General features: G+C 38.0%; 12 protein-coding genes. 3 read left to right on the forward strand and 9 right to left on the reverse strand.

Annotation, left to right across the window (positions count from 1 at the left end):
• Positions 1–8 precede the first annotated feature (8 nt).
• Positions 9–2,555: a nitrite reductase large subunit NirB gene (gene nirB / locus AAV97_RS19680; RefSeq protein ID WP_046761501.1), complete on the reverse strand. Its 2,547-nt coding sequence runs from the start codon at positions 2,553–2,555 to the stop codon at positions 9–11.
• Positions 2,556–2,601: 46 nt separating this feature from the next.
• Complete coding sequence (locus tag AAV97_RS19685) at positions 2,602–3,981, reverse strand: MFS transporter (protein ID WP_042085968.1); 1,380 nt, start codon at positions 3,979–3,981, stop codon at positions 2,602–2,604.
• A 450-nt stretch (positions 3,982–4,431) separates the two neighbouring features.
• On the opposite strand from AAV97_RS19685, the gene AAV97_RS19690 reads away from it, so the two are divergent.
• Complete coding sequence (locus AAV97_RS19690; RefSeq protein WP_046761502.1) at positions 4,432–5,019, forward strand: ANTAR domain-containing response regulator; 588 nt, start codon at positions 4,432–4,434, stop codon at positions 5,017–5,019.
• Positions 5,020–5,022: 3 nt separating this feature from the next.
• Positions 5,023–6,039, forward strand: coding sequence for an ABC transporter substrate-binding protein (locus AAV97_RS19695; protein ID WP_046761503.1), 1,017 nt, complete (start codon positions 5,023–5,025; stop codon positions 6,037–6,039).
• Positions 6,040–6,139: 100 nt separating this feature from the next.
• On the opposite strand, the gene aguA is transcribed toward AAV97_RS19695, so the two are convergent.
• The 6 genes from aguA to AAV97_RS19725 form a co-directional block, all read right to left on the reverse strand.
• Complete coding sequence (gene aguA, locus AAV97_RS19700; RefSeq protein WP_046761595.1) at positions 6,140–7,225, reverse strand: agmatine deiminase; 1,086 nt, start codon at positions 7,223–7,225, stop codon at positions 6,140–6,142.
• Positions 7,226–7,321: 96 nt separating this feature from the next.
• The gene (locus AAV97_RS19705) at positions 7,322–8,650 is read right to left on the reverse strand and encodes an APC family permease (protein ID WP_046761504.1); all 1,329 of its coding nucleotides are present in this window, start codon (positions 8,648–8,650) and stop codon (positions 7,322–7,324) included.
• 103 nt (positions 8,651–8,753) lie between these two features.
• Positions 8,754–10,169: an aldehyde dehydrogenase family protein gene (locus AAV97_RS19710; protein WP_046761505.1), complete on the reverse strand. Its 1,416-nt coding sequence runs from the start codon at positions 10,167–10,169 to the stop codon at positions 8,754–8,756.
• Positions 10,170–10,359: 190 nt separating this feature from the next.
• Positions 10,360–11,760 (reverse strand): aminotransferase, encoded by a 1,401-nt coding sequence (locus tag AAV97_RS19715; protein WP_046761506.1) that lies wholly within the window; start codon positions 11,758–11,760, stop codon positions 10,360–10,362.
• Between the two features lie 77 nt (positions 11,761–11,837).
• A complete protein-coding gene (locus AAV97_RS19720; RefSeq protein ID WP_046761507.1) occupies positions 11,838–13,097 on the reverse strand; it encodes a Zn-dependent hydrolase in 1,260 nt (419 codons plus the stop codon).
• Between the two features lie 334 nt (positions 13,098–13,431).
• Positions 13,432–14,187, reverse strand: a complete 756-nt coding sequence (locus AAV97_RS19725) for a TorF family putative porin (RefSeq protein ID WP_046761508.1) — start codon at positions 14,185–14,187, stop codon at positions 13,432–13,434.
• A gap of 413 nt (positions 14,188–14,600) precedes the next feature.
• On the opposite strand from AAV97_RS19725, the gene AAV97_RS19730 reads away from it, so the two are divergent.
• The gene (locus AAV97_RS19730) at positions 14,601–16,115 is read left to right on the forward strand and encodes a PLP-dependent aminotransferase family protein (RefSeq protein ID WP_046761509.1); all 1,515 of its coding nucleotides are present in this window, start codon (positions 14,601–14,603) and stop codon (positions 16,113–16,115) included.
• A 135-nt stretch (positions 16,116–16,250) separates the two neighbouring features.
• On the opposite strand, the gene AAV97_RS19735 is transcribed toward AAV97_RS19730, so the two are convergent.
• A complete protein-coding gene (locus AAV97_RS19735; RefSeq protein ID WP_046761510.1) occupies positions 16,251–18,353 on the reverse strand; it encodes a TonB-dependent siderophore receptor in 2,103 nt (700 codons plus the stop codon).
• Positions 18,354–18,820: the final 467 nt, after the last annotated feature.

Here is an 18,820-nt window from a genome sequence, read left to right on the forward strand (position 1 = left end):
CCTTATCTTTAAGCTTCAACTACAGCAATACGACTAAGATCTCGTTCCGCTTGTGTTTTAGGGCGAATTTGTCCACGAACCTCTGCAAATTGGATATGTGGGTCTTGTTGTTGTTGCGACTTGGCATTGATAAATGTCACAAAACGCTTACGAACTTCAGGATCTTCAATTGCAGTGCGCCATTCATCTTGATAAGTTCCAACCACATGACTCATACGGCGCTCTAATTCTGTCGCGATGCCTAAAGAATCATGTATCACCACATCTTTTAGATAATCCAAACCACCTTCCATATTGTCACGCCACACTGAAGTACGTTGTAAACGATCGGCTGTTTGGATATAGAACATAAAGAATCGGTCAATGTATTGAATTAAAGTTTGCGTATCTAAATCTGAAGCCAGTAATTCAGCGTGACGTGGTTTCATTCCACCATTCCCACAGACGTAGAGGTTCCAACCTTTTTCAGTTGCAATCACTCCTACATCTTTACTTTGTGCTTCAGCACATTCACGGGTACAGCCTGAAACCGCCATTTTTAATTTATGTGGTGAGCGTAAGCCTTTGTAGCGGTTCTCAAGAAAGATCGCTAAACCTACAGAATCATCCACGCCATAGCGGCACCATGTACTGCCGACACATGACTTTACTGTTCGTAATGACTTTCCATAGGCATGTCCAGACTCAAAACCTGCATCAATCAGTTTTTGCCAAATTTCAGGTAATTGATGCACTTGCGCACCAAACATATCAACACGTTGTCCACCTGTCAGTTTGGTATATAAACCATATTCTTTGGCAATTTGACCAATGGCAATTAAACCATCTGGCGTTACTTCACCACCTGCCATACGTGGTACGACAGAATAAGAGCCGTCTTTTTGGATATTTCCCAGATAATAGTCATTGCTGTCTTGTAGTCCTGCATGATTTGCTTTCAATATAAAATCATTCCAGCAAGAAGCTAAAATATTGGCGACTGTCGGTTTACAAATATCACAGCCCAAACCATGTCCATGCTGTTGAATCAAATCGTCAAAGCTTTTAATTTCATTGACCCGAACCAAGTGATACAGCTCTTGACGGGAGTAAGCAAAATGCTCACAAAGATGGTTATTGACTGTGACGCCTTGACGCTGTAACTCTGATTTTAAAACTTGTGTAACTAAAGGTGCGCAGCCACCACATGCCGTTGCAGCTTTGGTGCATTTTTTCAATGCGCCTAATGAAGTCGAGCCATCAGCGATGGCTTGACATAGATCTGCCTTAGATACGTTATTACACGAACAAATAGTGGCACTATCAGGCAATAGATCGACTCCACTCCCGCCTGCTTTAGCAGCAGACTGAGCATATCCCGGCATGATTAAGCTTTCTGGATTTTCTGGAACAGCCAAGCCATTCAACATCATTTGCAATAAATCATTATATTCTTTGGCGCAGCCCACCAGTACCGCACCTAATAATTGTGTTTTCTCAGCATTGACGACGATTTTTTTATAAACCATCGCATCTTCATCTGCATAGAAGTAGCTTAAAGCACTCGGTGTCATGGCATGCGCATCGCCTACGGATGCAACATCTACTCCCATCAGTTTTAACTTGGTGCTCATGTCTGCGCCAGCAAAGGCACCACAACTTTGTTGCATCACGTGTTTGGCTGCAATACGTGCCATATCATAACCAGGCGCAACCAAACCATAAATTTTGTTATTCCATAATGCACATTCACCAATCGCATAAATGTCCGGATCGGAACTTTGGCAATAGTCATTAATCACAATACCGCCACGCTCCCCCAACACTAAACCACTTTGACGGGCTAATTCATCACGTGGGCGAATTCCTGCTGAGAATAAAATAATGTCTGTTTCAAGTTCAGAGCCATCACCAAATTTCATCAAGTGCGTGCTGTTTTGACCTGCTTCAATCGCAGAAGTGGCTTTTTGGGTATGTACTTTTACACCCAGATTTTCGATTTTTGCCCGTAAAACCTTACCGCCTAAATCATCAATTTGAACAGCCATGAGACGAGGTGCAAACTCAACCACATGCGTTTCAAGGTCTAAATCTCTTAAAGCTTTTGCTGCTTCAAGACCAAGCAAACCACCACCAATAACAACACCTGATTTGGCATTTAAACTCGCTGCTCGAATTGCATCCAAGTCATCAATGGTTCGATAGACAAAACAGTTTTCGCGTTCATTTCCCGGAATAGGTGGGACAAATGCATAAGAACCTGTGGCAAGTACCAATTTATCATAGGCAATGACATCTCCCTGATTGGTGGTGATACGTTTATTAACTGTATCAATTGCGATGGCTTTGGTACTTAAACGAAGATCTATGCCATAAGCATCAGCAAAGTCTGTGCGACAAAGGGTTAAATCTTTTGCTGATTTTCCAGTGAAATATTCTGTTAAATGCACCCGATCATAAGCGAGGCGTGGTTCTTCTGCCAAAATCGTAATTTCAATTTCATCACCCGCATGTTCCAACACAGATTCAATAAATTTGTGTCCAACCATTCCATGACCAATCATGACAAGTTTCATCTTCATTCTCCTCAATTCACTTTTGCTTTTGTTATTTGTGACTCAATTAAGCCGCACTGTTGTGTTTAATACTTGTGGTCGCATTTTGTTCCATGCTATTGCGTTCAAGTACAGCGGCTTCAAATAACTTTTGCTCTTTCTCTTTATGTTCAACTGAGAAGCGAATCATCAACACACAACTCGCAGCGATCACCACTAAACCGCCCAATACCATCAATGTGGTTTGAATATCCAACATACCTTTTAATAAAAAACCCGCTGCGACTGCGCCCACATTTCCACCAGCGCCAATGATTCCAGCAACACCACCCAATGCATCACGATCAATAAATGGCACCAGCGCATAAGTTGCACCACAAGCCATATGGGTAAATAAAGCAAATACTGTCATTGCAAGAATCGCTAATATCGCTGTATTCATTTGTGAAAACACGATGAGAAAAACACCTTCCATCAAGATCATGGCGAACAGCACTTTCGTACGCCCGTCTAAACCTTTCTTGGTCGCAACTTTGTCTGAAACAATGCCACCGAAAGCACGTGCAAAGAGTGCCAATAAACCAAAAATACCTGCCGCCATTCCTGCTTCTTTTAAACCAAATTTAAAATGGTCTACGTAATACATTGCGACAATGTTATGAATGAAAATTTCTATCCCAAAGCATGCTGCATAAGCACCAAATAAGATCCACACTCGATAGTTTTTTGCAGCATGTATTAAAATCGCCATACCGCCTTTCTTATCACTGCCAACCTGTAGCCCTTGTGCACGGAGTTCTTTAAAATTCCCTTGTGGTGCATCTTGCGTGAACTTCCAGTACATCGCCCCAACAATCAGCATCAGCACACCCGGTACAACCAGTGCAACTCTCCACCCCATCGCTTGCTCTACACCAAACATGACCAATGCAGCGAGCATCAACGGCATCAATGCTTGAGTTGCACCACCACCTGCATTTCCCCAACCTGCAGTTGTTGCATTTGCTGTACCTACGACATTTGGGGCAAACATGATACTGGTGTGGTATTGCGTGATGACAAAACTGGCACCTATTGCACCAATCAATAATCGAAAGAATAAAAAGGACTCATAACTATTTGCAGAAGCTACACCAAAAACTGGAATACTGCCGATAATCAACAATGCCGTATATGTTTTACGTGGACCGTATTTATCACATAAGGGTCCAACGATCAGACGGACTAAAATAGTGATGGCAACAGCAGCAATATTGATATTGGCGATTTGATCTTTGGTTAAATGAAATTCACCCGCAATCACAGGCATTAAAGGTGCACAGGCAAACCATGCAAAAAAACAGACAAAAAAAGCGAGCCAACTCATATGGAAGGCTCGCATTGCTGCGCTGCTGAAACTAAACAGATTAATTTTTGTTGCTTTTTTAGCATCTAAATTTGAAGACATAGCTTCGATCTCCTGAACTGAACGCATACAAGTTGCTGCTATGCACAAGGCATATCAGTAACGATCAGAACGGACGTCGTTGGCCGTCTTACAAATTTTGAAAGTCTTCTTTGACTTGCTCAGATATAAGCATAGTTCGTGCCAATATTTTTAAATCACTGTTTTTAAATTTAATTTAATTCCTTTAGGTTTTATTAAATAAAAATAATCATGACTTCAGAATTAAAATATAAAGACCTAAACACTGATCTCCCCTTTATATTCATTGCACATGCATGTTTAGAATGCAATTTGCTTCAATAGAGTGCATTTTATTTTTCCCTTTTTCCAATTCATCATCCACAAACCAATCCATCATCCATAAACAAGTCAGAGTGCTGTAAAAGAATTGGCATCTTAATTGCTTATCATTGAGTCAATCTTTATGTCTAGACACACTCAAGTCGTTGCATGTCAAAATTAAAAATTGCACTCATTGATGATGATATAGAACGCGCATCTTTTATCAGATCATCATTAATCGAACATGGCTTCGAGGTTGTTGCTTGCCTAATGATTGACCATTTAAATAGTACAGACTTACAACAGTTACATGCTGATGTAATTTTGCTCGATATGGATCATCCTCATCGTGACATCATCGAAAGTTGCGTCAGTCAGTTTGATTTACCAACTGTTTTATTTACCAAAAATTCGCAAAAAGACACCATAAAAAGTGCCATTCAAGCAGGTGTAACTGCCTACATCGTGGATGGAATCGATCCTGAAAAATTAGAAAGTATCTTAGAGATATCAATCGAACAATTTAAAAAACACAAAAAATTGCTCAAAGATTTAAACGAGACCAAATGCAAACTTGCAGACCGTAAAGACATTGAAAAAGCCAAAGTAATGTTGATGCACATGCATCGAATCGAAGAGGAAAAAGCATTCAGTTTATTGCGTAAAAATGCCATGAGTCATCGCATGACAATGGGCGAAATGGCACGAAAATTAATTGAAGCTCAAGCGTTGCTTCAATCCCAATTTAAGGAATAACCTATGCAGGCACTTGAAAAAACTGATATTCAATTAGGTTATATTCCACTATTGGACTGTACCGCAATCCTTTGGGCACAGCATCAAGGCTATTTCACGGCGCAAGGTTTAAATGTCACATTGGTCAAAGAGCCATCTTGGGCAAGTCTGCGTGACCGTTTGGCTTTTGGTCTTTTAGATGCAGCACATTGTTTATCGGCAATGCTTCCAGCCGCTGCAACAGGCAATGATCAATTGGGAATTCCTTTACAAAGCACATTAGTACTCAGCACCAATCGCGCATTTATCAGTTTGAGTCAAAAGCTCTGTTATGATTTAGACATCTCTGCTCAAGACACACCACAACAGTCTGCAAGGAAAATTGTTGATTCAATCAAACAAGGTCATCAAATCCAATTGGCGCATGTATTTAAACAGTCTATTCACCACTATTGCTTAAGAGAATGGTTAGCTTTGGCAGATTTAGACACTGCAAAAACACATCAATTGTTAACACTCCCCCCACCTTATATGGTTGATGCCATTTCAACTCAACTGATTGATGGCTTTTGTGTTGGTGAGCCTTGGAATATTCAAGCACAAATTCAAGGTCATGGTCTGGTCATTGCGGAAAGCAAGCAAATTATTCCTGAAGTTGCAGACAAAGTTTTAGCAACGACGCAAGAATGGGCACAAACACATCCTCATACGTTACATGCACTTGAAGTTGCAATTCAACAAGCACAACAAGACTTGAGATCACTTGAATCTCTACAACTGGTCTGGGATATGTTAGAACGCAGTGAAATTATCCGTTTTAATTGTTCTGATTTGATTCATACCCAAGCCTTTTATAAGATTCAAAATATTATTCGATCTTTTGGAATGCAAGATGCACCCAAAGCTGAAGATTTTGAATGGATATTGCAACAGATGTGTGCGTGGGAAAATTTAAAATTGGATCAATCACAAATTAAAGCAATTGCTGTTCAATGTGTAGGAAAAGAAAGTAATACTTCATCTAAAAATATTATTAATTGAATGTATAGAATTACCGCTACAACGAAGTCGTTTTTAACTATAAATTTATATGCTGAAATAACAGCTATATCAGAAAATGATATAGCTGTTCCAATAAGTTTTAAGCTGGAATCTGTTGGGTAATACAGTGAATATTTCCTCCACCTAATAAAATTTCTCGTGCAGGAACACCAGTAATGAGATAGTCAGGATACATCTTTTGAAATAACACTTTCGCTTGTTCATCAGTCCTATGGTCGAGTAACGGGAAAATAATCTGTTGATTACTTATCAAGTAATTCACATAAGAACCAGCCAAACGATTTCCTTCAAAACGTTCAATTGCATTTCCCTTTTCGATATCAATCGTTTCACTTTCATAAGTATAGAGTGGACCGGGTGCTGGTAATTTCCAAACTTTTAAGCTTCTTCCTTGAGCATCTTTGGTATTTTTAAGCACCTCTAATGCTGCAACTGAACGAAGATATTGCGGATCATTTATATCATCTGTCCAATGTAAAGCAACTTCTCCAGGACGAACAAAACAGCACATATTATCGACATGCCCATCCGTTTCATCATTATAAACACCTAAAGGTAGCCAGATAAAATGGGTCACACCTAAACATTCTGTCAATATTTTCTCAATTTCATGGTGGCTAAGATGAGGATTTCTATTTGGATGTAACAAACATTCTGCTGTAGTCAAAAGTGTGCCCTCCCCATCAACATGAATTGCACCACCTTCAAGCACTAAAGGCGTTGGATATGTGGAAAAACCATGTATATCAGCAATTTTTCTTGCAATTAACTGGTCTCGATCCCAAGGGCAATATAACCCTCCATTTTCTCCTCCCCAAGCATTAAATACCCAGTCAATTGCTTTCCTTTCACCTTGTATGTTTTTCACAATTGTCGGACCAGTATCACGTGCCCATGCATCATCACTCTCCATCTCAACAAGCACCACCTGATCTGTTAGGAGGTCACGTGCTTTATACATTTCAGCCCTTGGAACTGCCATAAAAACTGGCGTTGTTTGAGCAATTGCTTTCGCAACTTGGGAAAAAGCATGTTGCGCAGGTTGAGCATTTGCACGCCAATTATCTGTACGGTATGGCCAAATCATCCATACAGCTTGTTGAGTAGCCCATTCGCCTGGCATACAAAAACCATCTTGATTCGGTGTATTTATTTTGTGTTCCATATTTTGTTTATCCACGACAATTTCATCCTTAGAAATAATGATTCATCTAATTCAATTTTCATTTTTAAATCTTTCGAAGTGTTAGGTTTGAGTATTTTAGGTGGTTGCACCAAAAGAAATCGGTTGCTTTCTCAACTTTTTATAAAGCAATAATAAAGCTCCTGCAGCTAACCACATTGCACCGAATTCCAATGCAGATTTTTCTAAATGCAACCACAATCCTAATAATGACAACACTGAAGCCATAGGAAGTAATAAGTTCAAGAAAATGTTTTTAAATCCTGCACGCTCTTTACGAAGCACAAAAAACTTCATAAATACTGAAAAGTTCACCATGGTAAAGGCGATTAATGCACCAAAACTCACTAGGCTGACAGCTGTTGCTAAATCAATAACAATTGCCAATAAAGAAACAATACCCACAAAAAATATTGAATATAGTGGTGTACCTAATTTTGCATTTACCGAACCAAATATCCTTTTATTGAATACTCCATCTCGCCCCATGATATAGAGCAAACGTGAAGCACTGGCATGCGATGCCAAACCTGAAGCAAAGGCATTCATAATTTGTACTGTCAATAATACTGACTGAAAGAGTACACCACCCACATACAAAGCAATTTCAGGTAATGCTTCATCTGGCTTTTTAAATTGCTCAAGTGATGGAAATGACAATTGAACAAACCATGAAACTGTAATAAAAATAACACCACCCAATAACGTGGTGAGCATAATTGCTCTAGGAATCGTCTTGGTTGGGTTCTTGCTCTCATGTGCCAACGTAGATACCGCATCAAAACCTAAATAAGAAAAACACACCAAAGAAACACCGGTCAGTATGGTCAGGTATTCAAAATGACCATTAAAAAGCGGTCTTAAAGTCATCACACTGCTATACCCCTCTGATTTGCCAATCCCAGTTACAACCAAAAAGATAAAAACCAACATCATTGAAAGTGTTGCAGCAATGAATACAAAACTGAAATTCGCAAGAATATTAATGCGAAAGCTATTAATCAAGGTGAGAAGTCCCACCATGATGATCACCCATCCCGTGTAAGATACGTCTGGTATCAAGGCATTGAGATAAAATGATGCCAATAAAACATTGACGAGGGGAATCAATAGATAATCGATGAGTGAGCACCACCCTACAAAGAAACCTGCCGTCTTACCACAAGTTTCAGTGGTATAAGTGTAGGCTGAACCTGATTTTGGCGAAGACCGACTAAAACGGGCATAACTAAAAGCCGTTAACAACATTGCGATCAATGCCAACATATAAGCTAAAGGTACACGACCTTCAGTGACTCTTGAAATGATACCAAAGGTATCAAACACTGTTGCGGGTGCCATATAGGCCACACCGATTACAACGACTTGCCAAAGTGAAAGCCCTCTATGATTATTCTCGCTTTCCATGCATATTTCTCCTGTATTCGTGCAAATACTTTTTGTAGATTTTTATTGACTATCGAGTACTTGAAAGAGAAGTCCTTTTCTCAATCAGGTACGTGTTAAAAAACTAAATTGTGATCACATTTTCTTCTAAATAACCGCTGAGACCAGACTCTCCAAGTTCTCGACCAATACCACTTTTTTTGAATCCACCCCATAACGAGTTGGGTTGAATCATTTGAAAAGAATTAATCCAGATGTGACCTGAACGTAGTCGCTTAGCAAGCGTTTTACCGTGCGCAACTGAACCCGTTATAATGGTCGCAGCCAAACCAAAATCTGAATCATTGGCTAAGTTGATTGCCTCCTCTTCACTTTCGAAAATTCGACAACAGATTACGGGTCCAAAAATTTCTTCTTTCCAAAGTCTGCTTTCTGTAGGCACATCGATAAATACATGAGGTTTGATAAAAAATCCTAATTTCGGCAACTGAATTTGATTCAAATCAATTAAAGATTGCAGTTTTTCATTTTGCGCAATCATTAAATACTCTTGTATCTTGTTCAATTGTTTCTGCGTGGTGATTGGTCCCATACTCAAAGGTCCAACGAGATCAGCTCCTAGAGTCATGGATTCAACAGCTGCTTTGAACTTTTGATAAAAGCGATCTGCAATTGACTGATGTACCAATAAACGCGAAGTAGCTGAACACATTTGACCACTGTTATAAAACATCCCGCCTAATGCTTTATCTACTGCTTCATCCAAATCTGCATCATGTAAAATTAAAATGGGTGATTTTCCCCCAAGTTCTAAAGTGACACGTTTGACTGATCGAGCAGCTGCCTGCATAACATGTATCCCAACTTCTGTACTTCCAGTGAACGAGACTTTATTAACGTCATCATGGGCAACTAAATGTTGTGCAGCAACCGCATCAGCTAAAATTAAGTTAAAGACACCTTGTGGAAACTGGATTTCATCTAGCATCTTTGTGAATTCATATTCAGGTAAAGGAACAAGCTCAGATGGCTTAAAAACCAAAGTACAACCAGCAGCAAGTGCAGGCGCAATTTTCCATGCACTGGTAATTAAAGGAAAATTCCATGGAGTGATGAGTGCAACAACTCCTATTGGATTTTTTTGATGGATCAATTCAGTCTCATCTTCACACTGCGTAATTTGGCTAAATGCTATTTTTTGAACTAAATCTGCGTAATAGCGATAGCAATGAATACTGTTTTCAACATCAACTCGTGCCTGTTCAGATGACTTACCGTTGTTTAAATGTGAAAGTTCAATCAATTTAGATTGTACTTTTTCAAGTTGGTTCGCAATTTTGTTTAACCAACCTGCTCTTTCTAAAGGTGTCGTCAAACTCCAACTATGGAACGCTTGATGAGCGGCTAATACAGCAGCATCTACATCTTGTGTCGAAGCAGTGAAATAGCGCATTAACACTTGTTCATTGCAGGGATTGATCAGTTCAATTTCTGATGTTCCTGTGGTGTTTTGCCACCTTCCATTGATATAATTCTGCATCTGCTGACTCTCCATTTTTCGATACACTTTTAGGCATTCACTTTTTGGTATTTTTTTAAAAACTATAAATCATTCAATTAGTTGTTTTTTTACGTTTTTCGCGCTACTTCTTTAGCATGTTCACATTGGGCGATCAACATTCACTTTGGACAGGTTGATCGACCAATAAAATTGAAAAACAACGATATATTTATAAATAGCCTTCAGACTTTAATTCCTGAATCGTATTTTGAATTGCTCGTCGTAGAGTTTGCACAATAAAATCAACTTGTTCGCGTGTTAAAATTAATGGCGGTGATAAGACATTCATATGTCCTACAGGACGTACAATTAAACCGAGTTTTTGACAATGATTGGCAATACGCTTCCCCACACCTACAGAACGATCAAATAGTTCTTTAGTTTGCTTATCACGTAAATTTTCTATGCACATCATGAATTTTTTACCACGTACTTCTCCTACAATTTCTAGATCATCTAAAGTCTTCAATTGTTCTTCGAAGTAGCAGCCCATATCTTGGACATGTTCACAAATATTTTCATTTTCAATAATTTCAATATTTTTAAGCGCAGCTGCACAACTGACAGGATGCCCTGAGTAAGTAAAACCGTGCGTTAATAATCCTCCGTCATGATGTGGTTTACTTATCGCATCATAAATTTCATCTGAAATAATTGTCGCGCCTAAAGGCAAATATCCTGAAGACAAACCTTTTGCACAGGTAATAATATCTGGGACAATGCCAAAAACGGCTTCAGAAGCAAACATATGACCTAGACGACCAAATCCAGTAACCACTTCATCCGAGACATATAAAACATTATATTTTTTACAAATAGCCAAGGTTTTAACGTGGTAACCTTCTGGCGGGACAATTACTCCCCCTGCTCCCATAATAGGTTCAGCAAAGAAAGCTGCGACATTATCTGGACCCAACGCTAAAATTGTATCTTCTAATTCTTTGACTTTTTCATCACAAAAATCTTCCATCGACTGTGATGCTGGCTTGCGGTATGGATTTGGGCACGAAACGTGATGAACCAGTTCATTATGAATTTCGAATCCAACGTGGTCTGCTTCGATTCCAGTAAGTGTCATACTGATATAAGTACTGCCATGATAAGCATCTTTACGAGCAATCAATTTTTTCTTAGAAGGTTTGCCAATTTGATAAAAATAATGGTGAATTAAACGCACCGCCGTATCATTTGCGACTGAACCACCACAGCCGTAAAAGACATGATTTAAATTTCCAGGTGCCAACTCAGCCAACTTTGCGGCAAGTTTTGCAGCGGGTACTGTTGTTTGATGACCGAATGGTGAATAGTAAGGCAATTGCATGATTTGTTCGGCAACCGCATCTGCAATTTCTTTTCGACCATATCCAATATTGACACACCATAATCCACCTATACCATCAAGGTATTTATTACCATGAGCGTCATATACATAAGCATTCTCACCTTTAGACATGATTAAAGAACCTTCATCTTGAAAGGTCGAAAAATCTGTCCATGGGTGAATCACATGATCTTTATCTTTTTGCCAAATCTCTTGAATATCGATTGCAACGGGTAATTTAGAGTTCATAATGATCTATCCTTTTTCATCAAAATACTTCGTTTTAAAATCCTGTATTTCTTACATTTTGCGTCTTGTTAGAATTGTTAAATTGCTTCTGTTTGTTTTTGTCGCATTGATCCTGCACACTTTTGGTCATAATTTAGAATTGCATTGAGTAAAACATCAGCTCCTTGGCTTGCATCTTTGAAATGCACATCCTCAGCTTCGTTATGACTTAAACCACCAATACAAGGAATAAAAATCATGGTGGTTGGGCAATGTTTTGCAATATTAATTGCATCATGACCTGCACCACTGACAATCGGTTGATGGCTATAACCCAGTTGATCTACTGCATCTTGAACCGTACCAACACACATAGCATCAAAATAAGTGGCTGGACTGAGCCAATGCTGTGAAATCCGAAGCTCTAAGCCTCTTTGAATAGCGAATGACTGTAAGATGTTACGCGTTGCAACTTCCATTGCCTTTAATATGTCATCCTCTGGATGACGTAAATCAATGGTCCATTGAAGATGCCCCGGAATAGTATTGCGTGAAGAGTTTGCAACTTGCATTTCACCAAAGGTCACTAAGCCTTGTGGAAACTTCTCTAAAATATGTTGCTCTAATGCAACAATCATTTCAGCAGTACCCACCATGGTATCTTTGCGCATATTCATAGGCGTGGTGCCTGCATGCGCAGCTTTACCTTTGGTCTCGACATCTAACCAAAGAATCGCTTGTCCACCAGTCACAACACCAATTGCAATTTGATTGTTTTCTAACACTGGTCCTTGTTCTATATGGGCTTCATAATAGGCTTGAAATGGGCGCGCCAACGGATATTTACCCAATTGCTGGGTACGTATGAGCTCTTCATATACTGAGATACCATGTTTGTCAGTCGTATCATAGGCTTGTTGTTTAGGTAATATTCCAACAAATGTCGCTGAGCCCATCATCGCTGGTGTAAATCTCGCCCCTTCCTCATTCATCCACACGATAAGTTCAAGCGGATGAGATGTTGTGATGTTCTCCTCTGTAAGCCGTTGCAATACCTCCATTCCAGCTAAAACACCATAGATACCATCAAAACGTCCACCTTTAGGTTGAGTATCTAAATGACTTCCCATTACAATGGGCAATCGCTCATCATTTTGACCTGAACGGCGTAAAATTAGATTCCCTATTTCATCATAATGTACTGAAAGATTAATTTTTCTTGCCCATTCTAAAAGTAAGTTTCGTCCAGAAATATCCTGATCGCTCAGTGCAAGACGTGTATTTCCACCTTTGTCAGTGGCGCCAATTTTTGCCATTTCCATCAGCATTTGCCATAATCGCTCTGCATTTACTCTCATTTTTTATTCATCCTTTTTAAATATTTTTAGAATTAGCTTAATATGTACTTTGAAAGATAATTAGATTAAAAACGAGTACCAATTCCATTACATTTTTAGGAACCAATTTAAAAATAACAAGCAAAAAAAATTATATTACAAACGTGTAATTAACTGGCACTAAAAGACTATTTAGCATATAAAATACTGTTGAAAAAATATAACAAATTAAAATAATCTTATAATAAACCAACCCATTCTTGAGTCATTTTTCACACAAAAATATAAAATTAACTAACCCATAAGATTGCAAATAAAATCATTATTTTTAAAACATATTAAATTTATCACCCATTTAAAACATCCTACTTAAACTAAATACCACAGTAGAATCTGCATTTGATAAAGCTTTATTTATATTTGCATCAGCATAATACAAATCAAAAATAAAATTCTGAAAGCTTAAGTCAACTCCAACTTTATAGTCGTAAAAATATTTCTTTTTATCCGTGTCCCAAAGTCGTGCATACGCATCTAGACTGGAAAATTTATTATATCCAATTTGAGTATAAGTTCCCCACTTTGAATTGATTGGAAAGCGGTAACCCGCTTCGTAACGTAACATTTTCCCCGTTTCTAAAGTGTAGTCAGGTGAATAATAAAACGAAAAGTCCAGTTGATCATCGCTACGCAATAAATCTGAAGCAGCTAACCCGAGTGAATATTCCTCAAAATCCACCTGTGGCAAAGTTTTGTCTTTGCCAGGATAGTTCACATCCAAATACTGTAAATTTAATTTTAAGTGATCATTGAGTGAATAATTATATCCAAGAAAATAATCAAACTCTAAACTACTTCCAATTCCAAGCTGTATATTTGATGCAAAAATTTGTGCATATACACCTGTATCATGATCCATTCTTAGAATACCTTGAACTGCAGGTTTACCTTGTGTTTGCGTTGCTCCTCGCCAATAATATTCTGTTAAAAATGAAAGTGAGCCACTGATCACAAACTGATCTTTTAATATCTTATCCTCAATCGCTTTGGCATTAAGACTTGAGACAATTGTTGATGCGAAAACCCCAAGCATCACTGTATTTTTTATCATTGACTTATTCCTTGAGTCGATAATTATTTTGAATTTTTATTTTCGTTCATTTAAAAATAAAACCGAGAACCAATTTAATTAAATAATGGGTACCATTTAAACCATCAAAAAGATAAGCCAGTTAAAGCGCTCCAATTATGTACTCAATAATGAAATAGAAAAACAGCAAAATTAGATGACTTGGATAATGTATTATTTCAACACTACCAGAGTTTGCTTGCTGTTTACGAACATTTATTGCAATATGCTATGTATCCATTTAATGGCTGTATTATAAAAATAATAAAATATTCGGCATTTAAATAGCTTTAAACAAACGATATGGAAATAACACGCAAATGCATAATTTTGAATTAATGCGTATCTTTTATAACAAATAAAGAGACCATTTTAGGGCTCAAGGAGAGAGTCAATTGCATACGCTATTAGCAGACTATCTATTACAACATTTACAAGAAACCTGTGAAGGTACGTTACCCACTCGAGTTTTTAATTGTTTGAGAGATGCTATTTTAGAAGGCGTTCTTTCACCCAATACTCGCCTTCCAGCTTCACGCGATTTAGCAAATGAACTTAATGTTTCACGTAATACTGTATTAAATGCTTATGAAAAATTACGAGCTGAAGGTTATATACAAGCGCATACCGGACGCGGAACTTGGGTATCTGAAACCTTACCAGATCACTATATTGAGGTTGGTTCAACACCTACTTCCATCTCAACAGCCAAAATTGAGCCAAATTTTACACTTTCTGACCGTGCTGTAGGCTTACTTGAACATGCAGCTGCATCCCCTTATCAATGGGGTGCTTTTGTTCCTGGTGTACCTGATGTCACTGAATTTCCACATGTTGAATTTAATCGTATTAAATCACGCCTCAGTCGCCAGCCTGAAATCTCAAATTTGATCTATAGTAATGCAGGTGGATGTATTGAATTGCGACAGGCGCTTGCTGAATATTTAAAGATTGCTCGTTCAGTCAATTGTGAAACTGATCAAATTATTATTACAGAAGGTATTCATCAAGCTGTTGATCTTATATCTCGTGCCTTGTGTGATTTGAACGATGAGGTTTGGATTGAGGATCCAGGTTATTGGGGTGCAAAAAACATTCTTCGTATCAATGGCTTATCTATTACCCCAATTCCTGTAGACGCTGAGGGGATTATCCCGAAAGAACAACCCCAGATCACTCCTCGATTGATTTTTGTTACGCCTTCACATCAATATCCATTAGGCTCACATTTAAGCTTATCGAGACGAAGAAAATTGCTGGATATCGCAAAGAAGTACAATAGCTGGATCATCGAAGATGATTATGACAGTGAATTTCGCTTTTCAGGTCAGCCTTATCCTTCATTGCAAGGTTTAGAAGAAAATACACCCGTCATATATATAGGAACCTTTAGTAAAACGATCTATCCCGCTCTACGTATTGGTTATATGGTGGTTCCTAAACAACTTGTACATCCCCTCCGAACAATATCAGCAGAACTATATCGGGGAGGACACTTATTGACACAACAGGCTTTGGCTGAATTTATTGTTGAAGGTCATTATGCTGCACATATTCGTCGTATGCGTTTACTTTATGCTAAAAGGCACAAATACCTGATTGAACTGATTCATCGTTATTTAGGTGAAGAATTTTTACATGAATATAATCATGATGCAGGCTTACACTTGGTTCTTAAATTACCTGAACATGCGAATGATGTTGAAATCTGCAGATTAGCACTTTCTCGCAGTATTAATGTTCGTCCACTTTCACAATATTATTCAGGTACTCATACACCTATTCAGCAAGGGTTATTACTTGGTTTTGCTTGTGTTCAAGAACAAGATATGACTTTTACATTTAGTATTTTACGACAATGTTTAATTGAAAATGGTGTTCATTCAAATGTTCCAAAAATCAATGTATAACTCAATCAAAAAATATTTTTATAACAGGCTAACTAAATTTTTGAATGCTCAAATACAAAGTGTGTATATGTTTTAGGTATACCCACTGAGTTGAATACTAAAATAATGCGTTATATTTAGAAAATAGCCTTTTATTTAATACTTAAACTTCACATTCAAGCGCACCATCATTGGATCACCCCAATTGACCAATTGAGCATTCGGTGTCGTTCCAGCTAGATATTCTCGATCAAATAAGTTTTTAATACTCAGCCCTGCACCCCAATTTTTAGCCTCATATCCTGCATTGACATCAAATAATGCATAACTTGGTAGATAGACGAAGTCAGCATTACGTTGTGCAGTTCGAGAACTTTGATAACGAATGCCAGCACCAATATTCCAACCTAATTTATCTGGACTAAAATAATATTGAGTTGACAATGAACTGGCATTTTTAGGCACATGGTTACTACGCTTACCAATGTCGCTGCTGATCACACTTTCAGTCACTTTTGCCGTTGGGATATAACTGTAATTCGCTGAAATATTCCATTGATTGGTGATTGCTGCTGCTATTTCAGCTTCAAACCCTTTAGTGACTTGTTCACCTGTTTGAATCGAAAAATTTCCTGAAGCATCTGTTTCTGTGACATTTCTGCGGGTTAAATCATAATAGGCAACATAACCTTGTAAACGCTGATCAAGTGCTTGTAATTTAACACCAACCTCGGCTTGTTTACCCTTTTCAGGATTCAGTAATTGTCCATTTTCTCCTACATCGGTCACAGGCATAAATGAAGTAGAGTAGCTGATGTAAGGAGCAAACATATCATTGATACGATACATCACTGAACCACTACCAGTAAATGCACGATCTGAATTCTTAGTGCTGGTATTTTTTAAAACATTTTCAATTTCGATTTGTGTCCAATCATGACGACCTGATAGCCCGATAATCCAATGATCATCCACCTTAATGGTATTGCGGAGATAGAGCCCTGCGTACTGACTATAAGTCAATGCTTGAGTTGGCGAACCTAATTTTGTGCTGGTGATTCCATAGACAGGACGATCTGCATTAAAAGCATTAATGGTATCTGTTCGACGTGCATAATCACTTCGTTCACGCATCATATCGACCCCAATCATCACATCATAATTGACCTTTCCAAGATCAAAATTACGTTGCAAATTGTTGTCTAAGGTATAGTTCAAGTCCTGTTTATCTTGGTTGTTAATTGCACGTTTAATTGTTGGTAATGTATTGCTTCCCGATGCCAATATCGGATTACCCTGTGTATCTGTTTTAGTAATGGCAAAGTTCTGTTTAAACACCCAGTCATTGTCAAAATAATGGGCATAATTTGCACCGAGACGATAAACACCAACATCATAACCATGATCAGGTTCACCAAAAAATAGGCTTGATGGATAGTTTTTATAATTGCCTTTGCTATATGGAATACCTTGTTGACGAATATATTCACGATGTTGATAACTGGCAATGACAGAAAGATCGTTTTTATCACCTAAGTCAAAATTGTAAGATGGTGCGATATATTGATTTTTAAAATAAACATGATCTGTAGGGTCATCCTGATCAGATACTCGTCCGACAACTCGAAAAGCACCTTTTGCACTATTATTGGGTGCATAGTTAAGATCAAATGTCCCTTCTTTTAAACCATAACTTCCATAACTCAGTGTTGCTTTATAGGCTGTTTCAGCTTGTGGACGCTTAGTCGTTAAATTTACCAGTCCTCCAGGCAAGGCAAGTCCAAAGCCTACGGAAGTTGGTCCTTTGACTACTTCGATGGATTCTAAACCCGAAATATCTTCAGCACGCAAAACATTATCAGATGCCTGTATCCGTAGACCATCAATAAAAGTTTGCGAACTTGAAATCTGCCCACGAATAATAAAGTCATCCCACCCACGGCGACCATATTGTCCTGACGTGACCCCTGCCACACCTTCCAATGCCTCAGCCACAGTTTTCGCTTGCTTTTGTTCAATCTGTTGCTGACCGATTGCACTAATCGACTGAGCTGTTTCAAATAAAGGCGTATTCGATCTTAAAACAGCATTTGCTGTTTTTGCTGCATAAGGCTGCTGATTATTTTCTGCTTGAACCGTAATGGTGGGGAGTTTCTGAGTATCTGCATGCTGTTCAAGACCAACTTCAGTTTGTGCATAGGCAGTACTTGCCATGATGGCAAGCACAGAAAATGTCAGGGAGGATTTATTAAATTGCATTAAACAACAGCCAAAAAAATTTAATCGCAATTATAATCATTTTTATTTAAATTTCTAATAATTTTACATGAAAAACTGACTTTTAATATCGTTAAATTTAGCCCTTTAAATAAAATATAGAAATGCTAAGTTATTGACATATTCTTAGTCATTATTGAACTCAGGGCATATCTTGAATCGTATCTAACACCTAGTCATGAGCTTAAAGATATGCCCATTCCAAGGGTTTCAGTCTATTCTGTTCTAATTGATTTATATTAATTGTAAAAAAGATCTGTCAAATTTTCTAAGCTTTTAATTACTCTATCCATGATTGTTTTTGATCCACTTTAGCAAATATCTATTTTGACTGATTTCTAGACTCCAAAAAAATAAAGATCAAAAAAGCAATCCAATCACCCACTTTTATTCAATCATCAAAATTTGATTATCAAAAATATCTTTATAAAAAACTTAAAACACATCAT

The organism is Acinetobacter sp. Ag2, from assembly GCF_001005515.1.
Lineage (GTDB): Bacteria > Pseudomonadota > Gammaproteobacteria > Pseudomonadales > Moraxellaceae > Acinetobacter > Acinetobacter bereziniae.

Excerpts from the sequence above, each read along its gene's own strand:
- AAV97_RS19685 (WP_042085968.1), bottom strand. The coding sequence starts at position 3,981 with ATGTCTTCAAATTTAGATGCTAAAAAAGCAACAAAAATTAATCTGTTT.
- AAV97_RS19720 (WP_046761507.1), bottom strand. The coding sequence starts at position 13,097 with ATGAGAGTAAATGCAGAGCGATTATGGCAAATGCTGATGGAAATGGCA.
- AAV97_RS19725 (WP_046761508.1), bottom strand. The coding sequence starts at position 14,187 with ATGATAAAAAATACAGTGATGCTTGGGGTTTTCGCATCAACAATTGTC.
- aguA (WP_046761595.1), bottom strand. The coding sequence starts at position 7,225 with ATGGAACACAAAATAAATACACCGAATCAAGATGGTTTTTGTATGCCA.
- AAV97_RS19735 (WP_046761510.1), bottom strand. The coding sequence starts at position 18,353 with ATGCAATTTAATAAATCCTCCCTGACATTTTCTGTGCTTGCCATCATG.
- AAV97_RS19715 (WP_046761506.1), bottom strand. The coding sequence starts at position 11,760 with ATGAACTCTAAATTACCCGTTGCAATCGATATTCAAGAGATTTGGCAA.
- AAV97_RS19705 (WP_046761504.1), bottom strand. The coding sequence starts at position 8,650 with ATGGAAAGCGAGAATAATCATAGAGGGCTTTCACTTTGGCAAGTCGTT.
- AAV97_RS19695 (WP_046761503.1), top strand. The coding sequence starts at position 5,023 with ATGCAGGCACTTGAAAAAACTGATATTCAATTAGGTTATATTCCACTA.
- AAV97_RS19710 (WP_046761505.1), bottom strand. The coding sequence starts at position 10,169 with ATGCAGAATTATATCAATGGAAGGTGGCAAAACACCACAGGAACATCA.
- nirB (WP_046761501.1), bottom strand. The coding sequence starts at position 2,555 with ATGAAACTTGTCATGATTGGTCATGGAATGGTTGGACACAAATTTATT.
- AAV97_RS19690 (WP_046761502.1), top strand. The coding sequence starts at position 4,432 with ATGTCAAAATTAAAAATTGCACTCATTGATGATGATATAGAACGCGCA.